This window comes from Hongsoonwoonella zoysiae (assembly GCF_013266695.1).
Classification (GTDB): domain Bacteria; phylum Pseudomonadota; class Alphaproteobacteria; order Rhizobiales; family Stappiaceae; genus Hongsoonwoonella; species Hongsoonwoonella zoysiae.
This window is the reverse complement of sequence record NZ_JABRXF010000001.1, coordinates 2344918-2359618: the sequence shown is the minus strand read 5'-3', so window position 1 is coordinate 2359618 and position 14701 is coordinate 2344918. Positions and strand designations below refer to the sequence as shown.

General features: G+C 61.7%; 12 protein-coding genes. 5 read left to right on the top strand and 7 right to left on the bottom strand.

Annotation, left to right across the window (positions count from 1 at the left end; all coding sequences use genetic code 11):
* The first annotated feature begins 49 nt into the window (after positions 1-49).
* From HPQ64_RS10930 to HPQ64_RS10910, 5 genes are all read left to right on the top strand, one after another.
* Positions 50-715, top strand: a complete 666-nt coding sequence (locus HPQ64_RS10930) for a GntR family transcriptional regulator (protein WP_172888364.1) — start codon at positions 50-52, stop codon at positions 713-715.
* 153 nt (positions 716-868) lie between these two features.
* The gene (dctP, locus tag HPQ64_RS10925) at positions 869-1876 is read left to right on the top strand and encodes a TRAP transporter substrate-binding protein DctP (RefSeq protein ID WP_172888363.1); all 1008 of its coding nucleotides are present in this window, start codon (positions 869-871) and stop codon (positions 1874-1876) included.
* Positions 1877-1903: 27 nt separating this feature from the next.
* Positions 1904-2467 carry a TRAP transporter small permease gene (locus tag HPQ64_RS10920; RefSeq protein WP_172888362.1) on the top strand — a complete coding sequence of 188 codons (564 nt, stop codon included), beginning with the start codon at positions 1904-1906 and terminating at the stop codon, positions 2465-2467.
* Complete coding sequence (locus HPQ64_RS10915) at positions 2464-3759, top strand: TRAP transporter large permease (RefSeq protein WP_172888361.1); 1296 nt, start codon at positions 2464-2466, stop codon at positions 3757-3759. The genes HPQ64_RS10920 and HPQ64_RS10915 overlap by 4 nt, the downstream gene beginning before the upstream one ends.
* Positions 3760-3867: 108 nt before the next feature.
* A complete protein-coding gene (locus tag HPQ64_RS10910) occupies positions 3868-5757 on the top strand; it encodes a bifunctional sugar phosphate isomerase/epimerase/4-hydroxyphenylpyruvate dioxygenase family protein (protein ID WP_172888360.1) in 1890 nt (629 codons plus the stop codon).
* Between the two features lie 117 nt (positions 5758-5874).
* On the opposite strand, the gene HPQ64_RS10905 is transcribed toward HPQ64_RS10910, so the two are convergent.
* Genes HPQ64_RS10905 through HPQ64_RS10875 form a run of 7 tightly spaced genes read right to left on the bottom strand, consistent with a single transcriptional unit; the run spans position 5875 to position 14658 of the window.
* The gene (locus HPQ64_RS10905) at positions 5875-6897 is read right to left on the bottom strand and encodes an FAD:protein FMN transferase (RefSeq protein ID WP_172888359.1); all 1023 of its coding nucleotides are present in this window, start codon (positions 6895-6897) and stop codon (positions 5875-5877) included.
* Positions 6894-7469 carry a nitrous oxide reductase accessory protein NosL gene (locus tag HPQ64_RS10900; RefSeq protein ID WP_172888358.1) on the bottom strand — a complete coding sequence of 192 codons (576 nt, stop codon included), beginning with the start codon at positions 7467-7469 and terminating at the stop codon, positions 6894-6896. The genes HPQ64_RS10905 and HPQ64_RS10900 overlap by 4 nt, the downstream gene beginning before the upstream one ends.
* The gene (locus HPQ64_RS10895; protein WP_172888357.1) at positions 7466-8296 is read right to left on the bottom strand and encodes an ABC transporter permease; all 831 of its coding nucleotides are present in this window, start codon (positions 8294-8296) and stop codon (positions 7466-7468) included. The genes HPQ64_RS10900 and HPQ64_RS10895 overlap by 4 nt, the downstream gene beginning before the upstream one ends.
* A gap of 2 nt (positions 8297-8298) precedes the next feature.
* Positions 8299-9207 carry an ABC transporter ATP-binding protein gene (locus HPQ64_RS10890; protein ID WP_172888356.1) on the bottom strand — a complete coding sequence of 303 codons (909 nt, stop codon included), beginning with the start codon at positions 9205-9207 and terminating at the stop codon, positions 8299-8301.
* Positions 9204-10493: a nitrous oxide reductase family maturation protein NosD gene (locus HPQ64_RS10885; RefSeq protein ID WP_172888355.1), complete on the bottom strand. Its 1290-nt coding sequence runs from the start codon at positions 10491-10493 to the stop codon at positions 9204-9206. The genes HPQ64_RS10890 and HPQ64_RS10885 overlap by 4 nt, the downstream gene beginning before the upstream one ends.
* A gap of 2 nt (positions 10494-10495) precedes the next feature.
* On the bottom strand, positions 10496-12421 hold the full coding sequence (gene nosZ, locus HPQ64_RS10880) for a TAT-dependent nitrous-oxide reductase (RefSeq protein WP_172888354.1): 1926 nt from the start codon (positions 12419-12421) through the stop codon (positions 10496-10498).
* Positions 12422-12450: 29 nt separating this feature from the next.
* A complete protein-coding gene (locus HPQ64_RS10875; RefSeq protein WP_343035970.1) occupies positions 12451-14658 on the bottom strand; it encodes a 4Fe-4S binding protein in 2208 nt (735 codons plus the stop codon).
* Between the last annotated feature and the right edge of the window lie 43 nt (positions 14659-14701).

Below are 14701 nucleotides of genomic sequence, written 5' to 3'. Positions count from 1 at the left end.
GTCTAAAAGGTTGTATGCTGTCGCATCTGAAGGTCGGAGCGCGTCGCCAATGACGATCTCACAGCAAGACGCCCTTAAAGGCAGCGGCCTCTACGACACGATGCGCCGCGACATCGTATTCGGCAGGCTTCCCGCCGGCGGCAAGCTTCTGCTCAACGATCTGAGGAACCGCTACGGCGTTTCCATCTCGACGATCCGCGAATGCCTGAGCCGGCTTGTCGCCGAAGGTTTCGTGAAGAGTGAGGGACATCGCGGCTTCCACGTTTCCCCCGTTACGCCCGAAGGGCTTCAGGACGTGGCCGAACTGCGCATCCTTCTGGAGGGACACGCCCTGAAACGCTCGCTGGAAGCCGGCGATACGCAGTGGGAAGCGAGAATCGTCGCGGCACATCACAAGTTGCACCGCATGGAGCAGAAAATGGCCGCCGGCGATTACGCGGTTCGTGAAACCTGGAAGCAAGGCGACTGGGAATTCCACCAATCGCTCATAAGCGCGTGCGGATCCTCCGAGCTCATGTTCCTGCATGGAACCGTCTTCGACAAATATCTGCGCTACCAGATGCGGGTTTTGACGTTTCGCGGCGAGACCGCGGCGGCGGAACACAGGCAGCTTCTCAAGGCCGCGCTTGAGCGCGACGCCGATACGGCAGAGCGCATCCTGCGCCGGCACATCGAAGGCGGGGTCAATCACGCGTTGGAAAACTGGCAGGACTGAGAGTATCTTAGCATACTCAAAATAATCGATTATTTTTATGATCATAGTATGTATTGCGAAAATACCGTTTAACATGCACTATCCTCACGTACGCTACGTAAGCCATACCGCCGGGGAGAATGGCGGGCAAAGCTCGTTGAGGGAGGAAACACCATGCCAATGAAAATCGCGCGTCGAACCTTGCTCGCCGCGGCGGCCGCCGTGGTCGCCTTGTCCGCCGGCATGCCGGCGCAGGCTCAGGACAAGATCACGCTTCGCATGTCGACGCCGGCATCCGAAACCGACCAGCGCTCGGTCGCTCTTGCCGAGGTCTTCGCGCCTGCCGTTGCGGACTTCGCCGTCTACGAGCCGCACTACAATGCCTCTCTCGTGGCACAAGGCAGCGAGCTGGAGGCCATCGCTTCGGGCGACCTTGAAATGTCGATCGCCTCCGCTCAGGAGCTTGCGACCTTCTTTCCGGAGTTTTCGATTTTCGCGACCGGCTACGTCCATCAGGATGCAGCCCATCAGGTCGCCGTCTTCAACGATCCGCTGATGGATCCGTTCAAACAGAAGGTGGAGGACGAGCTTGGCGTGAAGCTGCTTTCGGTCATGTATCTGGGCCGCCGTCACGTCAACCTGCGCCAGACCAAGGAAGAGCTGACCGTCATGACGCCGGAGGATCTTGCCGGCGTGAACCTCAGGATGCCGGGCACGGACGCGTGGCAGTTCCTCGGCAAGGCGCTCGGCGCCAACCCGACGCCGATGGCCTTCACCGAAGTCTATACCGCGCTGCAGACGGCTTCAGTCGACGGACAGGACAATCCCTTGCCGACGGTGGTTGACGCGAAGTTCTACGAGGTGACGAACCAGATCGTCCTGACCTCGCATCTGGTCGACCTCAACTACATCGCATTTTCCAAGGAGGTTTGGGACAGCCTGACGCCCGAACAGCAGAAAACAGTGCAGGAAGCTGCCGATGCGGCGGCCGAAAGCGGACGCCAGGCCCAACTCAAGAAGGAAGATGAACTCGTCGCCTTCCTGAAGGAACAGGGGCTTGAGATCTACGAGCCGGATCTCGAGGCTTTCCGCACCCATGTGCAGAACGAATATGTCGGCTCCAAGTTCGCCGAGGCCTGGCCTGAAGGCGTGCTCGACAAGATCAACGCGCTCGGCAACTGATCTTCACTCGGCCCGCGGGGAGACGGCATGAGAACATTAGCCAAATGGTTCTCCCGCGGGACGGAGAGCGTGGCGGCCGCGATAATGGCCGCCATGTTCGCGACATTCATTCTCCAGATCACGATCAGATATACCGCCCGCGCCGAGTGGATCGCCGAGGCCGTCCCGATCCTTGATCCGTCGCGCTACGGCTGGACGCTCGAGTTCTGCCTTGCCCTTTGGGTTTGGCTGATCTTCTGGGGAAATTCCTTCATCGTGCGCGAGCAGGACCACGTCACTTTCGACGTTCTTTACAACTACGTCCGTCCGACAACGCGAAAATGGTTCGCGATCATCGGCGGGCTGGCGATCTCGATCGGGTTTCTCGCATCGCTGGAGCCGACCTGGGAGAAGTTCCATATCCTCAGGCTGAAGCAAACCGCGACGCTTTCCGGCTTTTTGGGCGACTGGATCAGGATGCGCCATATCTACGCTATTTACGCCGCGTTCCTGATCATTGTCGCCCTTCGCTACGCATGGCGCGTGTGGGTCGTGTTCCACCACAAAGAGGAGAAGCCGATCCACCACGGCGAAGGGCGGATCGACGAATGAGCCTCGAATTCTTTCTCTGCCTCGCGACGCTGTTCTTCTTCGCCGGGATCGGAACGCCGATCGCCTATGCGATACTGCTTTCCGCGCTCGTCTACCTCGCGGCAGCCGGCCAGGGTATCGGCGTCGCCGGCAAGGTGCTGATGGACGGGCTCTACAACAGCTTCATCCTGCTCGCCGTGCCGCTTTTCATCGTCGCCGCCAACATCATGAACGCCGGCACCATCAGCGACAGGCTCTTGCGGTTCTGCGTGGCGCTCGTCGGCAGGTTCCGGGGTGGCCTGGGGCATGTGAACGTCGTCGCTTCGCTGATCTTTTCCGGCATGTCGGGTTCGGCCGTCGCGGATGCTGCCGGCATCGGCAAGATCATCATCGAAATGATGACCAAGAGCGGCCATTACACGCGCGGTTACGCGGCCGCGATCACGGCGGCGTCGGCCACCATCGGCCCGATCATCCCGCCGTCGATCCCGATGGTTCTTTATGCTTTGGTTTCAAACAGTTCCATCGGTTACCTGTTCCTCGCCGGCATTTTGCCGGGCCTTTTGATGGGTGTCGTGCTGATGGGGATGAACACCTGGATTTCGCACAGGCGCGGCTTCGCGCTGGAGGACCCGGTGCCCTTGCGGGAACTTCCCGGATATACAGTCACCGCGTTCCCTGCCCTCTTGATGCCGGCGATCCTGCTTTACGGGATCTACGGCGGCGTAACGACGCCGACGGAAGCAGCTGCAGTAGCGGCGTTCTATGCCCTTGTTCTTGCGTCGCTTTTCTATCGGGCGCTGTCGCTGAAGACCCTCTACAGGATACTTGTGGAAAGTGCGCGATCCTCTGCCGCCGTCGGCATCGTGATCGGCGGCGCGCTGATCCTGAATTACGTGGTCGCCTCGGAAAACATACCCAATGTGCTCGCCAAAACGCTAGTCGGCCTCGACGTTCACCCGCTGATTTTCCTGCTGGCGGTCAACCTACTGCTTCTGCTGCTCGGCTGCGTGCTTGACGCAACAACGATCATCCTCGTCATCATTCCGCTGTTCCTGCCCACCTGCAACGAACTCGGCATCGACCTTGTGCATTTCGGCGTCGTCGCCGTGGTCAATTGCATGATCGGGCTGATCACCCCGCCCTATGGAATCTTACTTTTCGTCATCAATGCCGTAACGCGCATTCCGCTTTCGGAAATCATCGGCGAGATCTGGCCATTCCTTGGCGTGCTGATCCTGGCCCTTCTGGCGCTGATCCTGCTGCCGGATATCGTGCTCTTCCTGCCCCGTCTGTTCGGCTACCCCGGATGAGCCTCATCACGGTCTTCTATCCCCCCGCATTGCGCGGATGTTAAGCTGTCAAGCATGTCAGGCGCTCGCGGAGACGCCTTAATTTCCGCAATTCACATCGGAAACCGCATGAAAACGTCGATCGCCACAGTCTCGATTTCCGGAAATCTGACCGAGAAGCTCGAAGCGATTTCGGCGGCAGGCTTCGACGGAATCGAGATATTCGAGCAGGACTTCATCGCCCACGACGGCCCGCCGCGCGAGGTCGGCCGCCAGATCCGCGACATGGGCCTAGAAATAACCCTGTTTCAGCCGTTTCGCAACTTCGAGGGTCTGCCCGAACCGCTGCGCGCAAAGGCCTTCGACCGGGCCGAGCGCAAGTTCGACCTGATGCAGGAGTTAGGGACCGATCTGGTTCTGGTCTGTTCCAGCGTGCATCCGCAGGCGATCGGCGGGATCGACCGGGCGGCTGCCGACTTCGCGGAACTTGGCGAACGCGCGGAAAAACGCGGATTGCGGGTGGGTTACGAGGCACTTGCCTGGGGACGCCATGTCAACGATCACCGCGACGCATGGGAGATCGTGCGGCGTGCCGACCACCCGAATATCGGCCTGATCCTCGACAGTTTCCATACGCTTGCACGCAAGATCGACCCCGACACGATCCGCAGGATTCCGGGCGACCGCATCTTTTTCGTGCAATTGGCGGATGCGCCGGCCATCGAGATGGATCTTCTCTACTGGTCCCGCCATTTCCGCAATATGCCGGGCGAAGGCGACCTGCCGGTGACCGACTTCATGCGCGCGGTCATGGCGGCCGGATACGAAGGGCCGATCAGCCTCGAGATTTTCAACGATCAGTTCCGGGGCGGGAGGCCCGCGACGATCGCGAAAGACGGCTACCGCTCGCTGATCTGCCTGATGGACGACGTTCGCCGCGCCGAGCCCGATATTGCGTTGGACCTCGACCCGATCCCGGCGCGCAGCCGGATCAATGGGACGGCTTTCGTCGAATTCGCGTCCAGGGGCAAGGAGGCAGAGAGCCTGGAGGGGCTTCTCGGCACGCTCGGATTTCAGGTGGCGGGCAAGCATATCTCAAAGGATCTTACGCTGTGGCGTCAGGGCGATATCCGGATCGTCGTCAACCGCGAAGCCACCGGCCACGCGGCAAGCGCCTATAATGCGCGGGGCACGACGGTCTGCGATATCGGACTTTCCGTCGCCTCAGCGGATGAGACGGTCAAGCGCGCCGTAGCACTTGGCACCGAGCCGTTTTCGCAAGCCACGGGACCCGGAGAACTGGACATTCCGGCCATTCGCGGCCTCGGCGGCAGTGTTTTGCACTTCATCGACGAGGCGAGCGGCCTGGCGAAAGTCTGGGATGTGGAGTTCAGGAATTCGCAAAATACTGCTGCGTCGGATGCTGGACTGAAGAGCATAGACCATATCGCGCAGACGATGACCTATGACGAGATGCTGAGCTGGTCTCTCTTCTATACGTCCTTGTTTCAAATGACGAAATCGCCGATGGTTGACGTCATCGACCCCGACGGGCTGGTGCGCAGCCAGGCAATTGAGACCGGCGACGGCGCATTCCGTATCACATTGAACGGAGCGGAGACGCACCGGACGCTGGCCGGAGGATTTCTTGCCGAAACATTCGGCGCATCGGTGCAGCATATAGCCTTCGCTACCAAAGATATTTTCAAGTCCGCCGAGCGGTTGTTCCAACTGGAATTCAAGCCTCTACCGATCCCGTCGAACTATTACGACGATCTGTCGGCACGCTTCGATATAAAAACGGCGGAACTTGAAAGAATGAAAGCCGCAAACATCCTTTACGACCGGGACAATGGCGGCGAATTCTTCCAGCTTTATTCCGCGCCTTTCGCGGGCGGAGTGTTTTTCGAAATTCTGGAAAGGCGGGGTAAGTATTCAGGCTTCGGCGCGGCGAACGCACCGTTCCGGATCGCAGCGCAAAAACGCCTGCTGCGGCCGAAGGGCATGCCCAGAATCTAGCGTTCAAGAGAATTCCAGGCGCGGCCAAAAAGGTGAAACAGGCGGCAAATCGGGGCGAAAAGAATTCCTTTTCTTCCAACCCGCCCCGAAAACCCGATACAGATGCGGAAAATCCGATCAGCCCGTTTTGCCGAGCCAGCGAAGCTCCCCCGTCTCCAACAAGGCGCGGGCGGAGACACCATCGAATTTCCCTAGCGACGACTTGAGACCGTCAAAACCCGTCACCAGCGCTGCCGTGGATAACCCGTCCGCCAAAGTGGCGGTCGGCGCGATAACGCTGACGCCGGCAAGGTCCGTTGCCACGGGACGACCGGTGCGCGGATCGAGGATGTGGGCGAAGGACTTATCCCCGCCGATGAGCATGCCGTTGCGCGCGGAACTGGCGACCGCGCGATCACGCAGGGTCACCCTTTCGCCCTCACCCGAATGGTCGGGATCGAGCGTCACCGCCCAACCGTCCGAACCGGCGCGATCGCGGCCAAGGGCGTTGATCTCGCCGACATCGACCAGAACATCCGAAATACCGTTCGATTTCAGGAGCGCTGCGACACGGTCGGTAACGTACCCTTGCGCGATGCCGTTGAGCGTAAGCGCCATGCCGTCGCAGGTGAAACGGATGCGATCGGCATCGAAATCGACCGCATACCAACCGGTACGGCCAAGCGTTTCGGCGATCTTCCTCGGGTCAGGACCTTCGATCGCCGCCGGATTTTCAACGAAATGCCGGGCGTAGAGCGACCACAGCGGCTGGACCGTGGGATCGAAAGCCCCGCCGGTCGACGAATGGACGAGATCGACCGTGCCGAGAAGGGAGACGAGATCGAGCGGAGGTGCCGCAAGACTTCCTTCGCGGTTCAAACGCACGAGCGCGCTGTCTTCGCGATAAAGGCTGAAGATCGCCTCCAGCCGGCGGATTTCGGCCTCCGCCGCCTTGAGAATGCGGTTTGCCTCGCGCTTGTCAGGATGGACGAGGCGGATTTCGGCTTCAGCACCAAGTGCAATGCCTCGCCAGCGGTGAACCGGAATATCGGCTGAGGCAAAGGCGGCCTGCGACGTCAGGCCGAGCGCCGCCGCAGCACCGGCCACCATCAGGAAACGGCGGCGGCTCAACTTCGGATCGGGCGATAGTTTCCGGGTCATTGCGTTGCCTCGCTTACGTCATACGGACCTTCGCCAGACATGCCGGGCATGGCCGTTTCATCCATGGGCGCCAGCACATAGTCGGTCGGAATATCGTCGAGCTTCACGACGGCGCCGCCGAATTCGGCCGCGAATTCAAAGGCCTCTTCTTCCACGCGGAAGGGAATGGTCTCTTTCGCGCCCATGCCGCCGCGCTTCGTGGAGCCGATGACGAAGAAGGCCTCGCGCGCCTCCACCCAATTGTCGATGCCGGGATTGGCCCAGCTTTCGGCACGCCCCATGTCGTTGACGTAAACCGCCGTCCAGTCCTTCGGTTCTTCCGGCATGCGGGTGAAGGCAACGGCATCGCGCACCTGGGTGAACCAGACGGGGTTCGGATTGCCGGCCAGATGAATTTGCGCCTTGGGGCCGTCATGATCGAGCACCGTCATCTGGCAGTAATGACCTGCGGCCTCCACCGTGAGGGTGACCGGATCAGGACGTTCGGCAACCTCTACCTCGTTGCAGGCGGTAAGGAGGACGGCCGAAAAGCCGAGGGCGAGGCCGCGCAGGACTGGCGAAAGCCGGGTCATGGTTCGATCCTTTTCAGAATGGCGGCAGCGGCGGCAAAGGCAGCGAGCGTGACGCCGGCTATTGCGGCAAGAGCGGCGGACGGCGGATAGGGAAGCGCGTCCGAAACGCCGGCCATGCCGCCAACCAGATCCGATGCGCCAAGAGCCGCCAGATTGAAGAGCCGAAAGGCATCCGCCGGGTTGGCGAGAAGCGCCAGCGGAAAGACGGAACGGGAGAAGGTGCCTCCGTTATCGGCAACGAGCGCGCCGAGAAGGGCAAGATCGTAAAGCACCACGGCGACGAGCCAGATGCCGATAGCAAGGGCCGCGGCGGTGCCGGGCGCACGCGTGGCGCTGCTGGCGATATAGCCTATCGCCAGGAACGAAAGACCCAGCATGGCGGATGTCGCGATGAGACGCGCGAAATCGGTGAGGCCTGCGAGAGACCCGCCGCCGAAGGCGACGAGCACGCCAGCCGTCAGACCGTAACCGAGCAGGAGCGCGATGAGGATGACCGCGAAATGGCCGATCGCCTTACCGAGCAGAAATTCGACCCGCGATATGGGCGATGAAAAGATGAGGAGCGCCGTGCCCCGGTCTATCTCTCCCGAAATGGCGTCGAAGGCGAGCAGAAGCGCAAGCAGCGGCACGAGATAGACCGAGAGGCTTGCCAAAGATGCGACGGTGATCGTCATGCGATCAACACCGAGCGTGCCGGCAGGCGCGGAACCTAGCAGCGCGAGCGCCAGCGAGAAGGCCGCCAGGATGAGCGTTGCCAGAAGCAGCCAGCGGTTGCGCAGGCCGATGCGAATTTCAAGCGATGCGACGGCAAGGACACGAGTGAACATGGTCAGCTTTCCTTTTTCGCATCGACGCCGGTGAAATGGCGGTAGACATCGTCAAGGCTCGGCAGGGTGACCTCGACATCCTCGACCAGCGAGCCGAGGGCCGAAATCGCGGCGAGATGCGAAAGTTTTTCATCCGCATCGCAGAAAAGCTCCACCGAGCGGCAATTGACGCGTCTGCCGCCGAGACGTTGGGCAATCTCGTCGGCGGCAACCTCCGCTCCCTGCACGCGCAGGCGAATGGGAAGCCGCGCGGCCCGGCGCAATGAGGCAAGCGTGTCGTCGGCGACGAGCTTGCCATGCGCCATGATGAGGACGCGGTCCGTCTTTGCCTCCACTTCCGAAAGCGCGTGGGAAGAAAGAAGAACGGCGGCACCGCGCGCGGCGACCTCTTCCACCAGCGCATAGAAATCTTGCCGCGAGACCGGGTCGAGACCGCTTGTCGGCTCGTCCAGCAGAACCAGCGACGGCTCGCCGATCAGCGCTTGCGCGAGGCCGAGGCGCTGGCGCATGCCCTTGGAGTAGGTCCCGACACGGCGGCGGCCCGCCTCGCTGAGGCCTACCTTTTCAAGCAGGCCGGGCACGGCCTTCGGGTCTTCTCCCTTGAGCCTGGAGAAGAAGGTCAGGATTTCAACGCCGGTCAGCGCCTTCTGGAAGGCGACGGCCTCAGGCAGATAGGCGACCGAACGGCGCGCGGCATTGCTGCCGGGCTCATTCCCCAGAACGGAAATCGAGCCTTCCTCGGGCGTGAGGAAACCGAGGATCGACTTGATGAGCGTCGTCTTGCCCGCGCCGTTATGGCCGATGAGGGCGGCGCGCTCTCCCGGTTCGATGTGGAAGGAGACGCCATCGACGGCGGTTTGCCTGCCGAAGCGCTTGGTGAGGTTTTTTATGGAAAGGACGCTGTCAGTCATCCTTTTTCTCCGAGAAACTGGGCCGCTGCCTCCGGCAGATCGAGAGCCGGGGCATGCATCAGGGGTGCGGTGTCGACGACGCCGCCCGGCAGGAGTGCGGGAAACCGCGATTGGGTGAAGCTCAGGAGCTGAACGGCGGGACTGCCCGTCAGAAGCTTGGCGGCAGGCTGGGTCCACAGGATCTGGTCCATCATGTCGTTCGGCCGGTAGGCGGCTTCGGCGACGCCGTCGCCATTCGTGTCGAAGGCCGAATGATCCGACCAGTAGTTGCCACGCCCGCCCGTCGACCAGTCGAGATGGCGGGTGCCGACGTATTTCACCTGGGTCCTGTTGGCGATGAAGGCGTTGCCGGCGAAGTCGTTACGCTCCGATCCGGCTGTGAAATGCACGCCGATCTCGCAGGCCTCGAACCGGTTGCCGGTGATGGAATTCTTGCTGGCGTTGTAGATGAAGAGGCATTTTTCGCCGCCGCCGCGCACGTAATTGCCCGCAACCTCCGCCTGATTGGCGAAATTCAGCATAAGCCCGTGGTCGGCATCGTTTATGGAGACATTGTTCGCGACCCTGAGGCGCTTTGAAAACATCAGCGCGTAGCCGATATCGTTGCCGATGGAGACGTTATCTTCGATCACGCCGCTGTTGCCATGCATGTAGTGGACGGCGAAGCGCAGCTTTTCGAAGGTGTTGCGCCGGAAAACGTCCTGGTGGCTGTTGTTTACGAAAATGCCGTCGCGGCCGTAGCGGATGGTGTTTCCTTCGGCGAGCAGGCCCGGAGAATTCCAGACGTAAATGCCGTTGCCGCGCTCGTTCATGCGAAGATCCCGCCGGCCCTCGATCAGGTTGTCGAGAACCTTCGCATCCTTCGCCCCGTGAACGTCGACGCCGACGAGATTGTCGAGAATGCGGTTCCCCGAAACGACGGCGTTCCTCGCCGGTTTCAGGAGCTTGACCCCGGCATCGAGCGTTTCCGCCGACAGGCCGGAGCCGGTGATCGTCAGGCCCTTCACCGTGACGTCGGGAGCTTCGATGGTGACGACGCTGCCAGTGCCCGATCCGCTTAAAGTCGCAGCATCGCCACCATCAAGCACGAGAGGCACGGTTATGACGACCGGCCCCTCGTGCTGTCCGGGTTCAAGCCGGAGACGATCCCCGGCCTGAGCGTTTTCGATTGCCCGAAGAAGCGCCCCCGGCTCCGCCGCGACCCTGACTTCCGCCGCCTGCAGGGCAGACGGCATCGCCAACGCAGCGAGGACGAAAAGGTGCGATATGAGCCGGAAACGTTTCATGATCAGGCAGCCCTTGGCTCGACGAACATGCGTCCGCGCATTTCCATGTGGAGGGCGTGGCAGAACCACTGGCAATAATACCAATGCACGCCCGGACGCTCGGCAATGAAAGTGACCGAGGCCGTCGCCTGCGGGGCGACCTCCATGGCGATGCCGAAGTTCGACAGGCAGAAGCCGTGGGTCAGGTCGTCGATATCGTCGATGTTGGTGACGTAGACCGTGACCTCGTCGCCCTGCTTCACCGTGAAGCTTTCAAGCGCGAAGGTCGGCGCGACCGAATACATGTAGACGCGCACCTTGTTGCCGTCGCGGATGACGGTGGCGTCGTTCATGAGATCGACACCGTCTGCCTTCGCCTGCTGGACCGCATCGGCGAACATCGGGTCGTCGCGCTGCCAGACGGTGACAGGATTCACCTTCGAGCGATGCACGATGATGCTGTCGTGCGGCTCGGCGAAGGTCGGGCCGTCGTGGACGACCTTCATTTCGCCGCCGGAAATGTCGATGAGCTGCTCGTTCTCCGGTTTCAGCGGACCGACGTTCAAGAACCGGTCCTTGGAGAACTTGTTCATCGAGATCAGCCACTTGCCGTCGGCTTCCGCCGTCTCGCCCATGGAGGTGGAATTGTGGCCGGGCTGGTAGTGAACATCGACCTTGGAGATGATCGGGTCGACATCCTCACCCGCGTAGGCGCGCACGGCCTTTTCGAGGTTCCACTTCACGACCTGGCTGTCGAGGAAGAGCGTGGTGAACGCATTTCCCTGCCCGTCGAAGGCGGTGTGGAGAGGCCCGAGGCCAAGTTGCGGCTCGGCGACGATGGCCGAACGCGGGTCGGCATCCGTCTCGAACAGCGCGTCGAGCTTTTCGACGTCGATCACCGAGCAGGTCGGCGACAGCTTGCCGTTGACGACGACGTGCTTCCTGTCCGGTGCCGTGTTGACGCCGTGCGGGCTGTTCGGGATCGGGATGTAACGGGTGTACTTCTTGTTGGAACCCTTTCGTCCGTCGAGAACCTTGACGCCGTTAAGCTCCTGGAAGTCGCCCTCGGCGATGCCCTTTTCGATCTCCGCGATGTTGAAGACCACGACATGGTCGAGCTCGTTCGCCGTCATCTCGGCGAGGTTCATGCCCATCTCCGAGTTGTAGCTGGTGGAGAAGGCGTATTTGCCCTGATAGTCGCAGTCCGTGTTGTCGAGGTTGCCGCTGACCATCACCTGCCAGGCGACCTCCATCGCATCGCCGTCGATGGCGGTGAAGATGTTCACATACTGCGAGGGATCGTCGAGGATCTTGCCGTCGTTGACGAGCGGAGCTTCATGCTCGCCATTGGCGAAGACATAGCCCGTGCGCGGGTATTTTTGCGGGCGCATGCCGTGGATGTCATGCGCGTTCGGGATCTCGATGATCTTGTCGCATTTCATGACGTCGCAGCGAACGCGGGCAACGCGGGTGTTCGCCTTGTCGTTCATGAAGAGGTAGCGCCCGTCATAGGTGCCATCGGTGAACGACATATGCGGGTGGTGAAGGTCGCCGTTGTCGTAGGTCTCCTTGCCTTGCGCGGCAAGATAGGTCTTCGTTTCCGGCAGGAGGCCCTCGGTCAGGATCTTGCGCGATTCATTCGTCTGGCCCCAGCCCGTCGCCGAGCAGCGGTTGAAGACGGGAACGCGCATCAACTCGCGCATGGAAGGCACGCCGAGGATGCGCAATTCGCCCGTCTGGCCGGACGACCAGAAGCCGTAATATTCGTCAAGCTCGCCCGGTGCGAGCTCGAACCGCGCTTCCGCCTGGGCAAGGGCGTTTTGCGGCGCGAAGGTCGATATCGCGCCCGCCCCCGTCGCGGCACCGACGCCCGCCACGAGCGCCGTCTTGGCGGTGCCGCCAAGCAGATCGCGGCGCGAGACGCCATCCAGTTTCGTTTTCTCCGTCATGGCACTTTCCTTTCCTGTGACGTCGGAGGTTATTCGGCCGGTTCCCGCACCTTGTTCGGCGCAGGCGCATCCGGTTTCGCGATGCCGATCTGCTTTTCGAAGCGCTTGCGCTTGGCGAGCTTCTTGATGCAGACGGGGCATTTCTGGTCATGCTGGTAGAGCACCTGGCAGTGCAGGCAGTTCAGGCACTCGTTGGGATTGATGTTGCCTTCCGGGTGGATGGCCTGGACCATGCACTCCTTGGCGCAGCGCTGGCACGGGTCGCCGCATTCCTTGTAGCGCTTCAGCCAGTCGAACATCCTGAGCCTTGCGGGAATCGCGAGTGCCGCACCCAGCGGGCAAAGGTAGCGGCAGTAAAACCTCTCAATGAAAAGACCGGCCAGGAGCAGCACCACGACGAAGGCGACGAACGGCCAGGCGCGCTGGAACTTCAGGATGATCGCCGTCTTGAAGGGCTCCACCTCGGCGTAGTGTTCGGCGACATCGAGCGAGTAGAGCGACAGGCCGAAAAGCGCGAGGAAGATCATGTATTTGATCGGCCAAAGGCGCTCGTGCAGGCCCCAGGGCACCTCGAACTGGGGCACCCGGCAGACCTTGGCGATGCGGTTCGTCAGTTCCTGAAGCGCGCCGAAGGGGCAAAGCCAGCCGCAGTAAGCCCCCCGCCCCCAGAAGATGAGGGAAGCGGCAACCGCGAACCACAGGAGGAAGACGAGCGGATCCATCAGGAACGCGTCCCAGGAGAATTCCGTCGTCACCGCCGAGAAGAAGGCGAGCACGTTGACGACGGACAACTGGGCGTTTTCCATCCACCCCAGCCAGACGAGCGTGAAGGTGAGGAAGGCGATGCGGAACCAGAAGGTGAAACGCTCGTTCTTCGTCACCTGCTTCTGGAAAAAGAAGACGAGGGTGAGCACACCGAGCGCGACGGCGAGAACGGCGATATCAGCCTTTCGGTCGCGCCAGATGCGCTGCCAGAGCGCGCGCGTGCCGTCATCGGCGGCAAGGGACGCGCCGGCGGGAGCAGCGGCTTCGGCGGACGCGGCCTCGGCAACAGGAGTTTCGGGCTTCAGGAAACGCTCCGGCAACTTGTAGCCGAGATCGAAGGTCAGGAACGTCTTGTCGACCGGGCCGACCGCGCGGTGGGCCAGAAGCTGAAGGCGGAACTCCTCGGCCGGATCGAAGCCGGAACTGGCGGGAATGATGAAAAGATCCAGCTCGGTGAAGGCGGGCGCGCCGGCTGCCTCGACCTTGAGCACGCGCGTGTGCTGGCGGTCGCGGAAGCGCACGGAGATATCGTCCTGGATGAGCTGGATACGATCGAAGATGCCGCCGCGCACATAGCCCGACCCCTTGAAGGAATAACGCCCCCTGCCCGCCACGAAGATGGCGTGCTCGCCCTCCTTCAGCCGCTTCATCAGATTGGCGTATTCCGCCTCGCCAAGCAGCGACTTGCCGATGGAGGGAACGTCGGCGAGAGCGAGGTAAAGGTCGATATAGGTGTCGGTCTCCGGCCCCTTCTCCGGACGCTTGATCGCGCGGGCATCGCCCTGATCGGCGAAGGCTGCATTGATCTGGCCGACATCAAGCGACAGCCGGCGCACCGAGCCGTCGCCCGTCATGGTCTGCCAGTCGAGCTTTTCTTCCAGCGACGTGTCTATGACCATCTTCGGGCCGGTGGCGCCGGCTTCCGGCTCAAGACCGCCGAGACCGAGAGCGCGCGCGACCTTGAGAGCAGAGCGAACGATGGAATCGTCGATCACGATGATGGTGACGGTCGCGCCAGAGATGATATCGAGGTCATGCGCCTCGCCGCCGGCCGCCGCTTCCTTCCTCAGGTCGAGACCGGCATAGCCCTCCGTTACCGCCCTGATCCTGGCCTCGGGAATGCCGATGAGGACGATCGGCTCGGAATGCTTGACGAGGCGCACGCCGGTCAGGACCGCATCCTTGTCGATGCCCACAAGCGTGTGGATCGGCTTGCCCGAATAGCCCGTCGTCGAGACGAAATCGGAAGTCAGGAAGACGTAACCAACCGTCTCGCCGCCCTTGAGCGCGGGCACCACCGGAAGGTCGCCCTTGATCTCGCCGTAGGCATCCGCGCCCGGCACAATCTCGCCAGCCGGGGCCTTGTCGAGGAATTTGCCCACAAGCGCATCGGCGTGCGCGACCTGATATGGCGCGAGCGCGAGCAGCAGAAGGGCAATGCCGAGGACTAATCTGAACGGGATGCGGGGCACCGGGCCTGTCCTTTTGGGTAGATAAAATTCAAGCTCGGTGCAT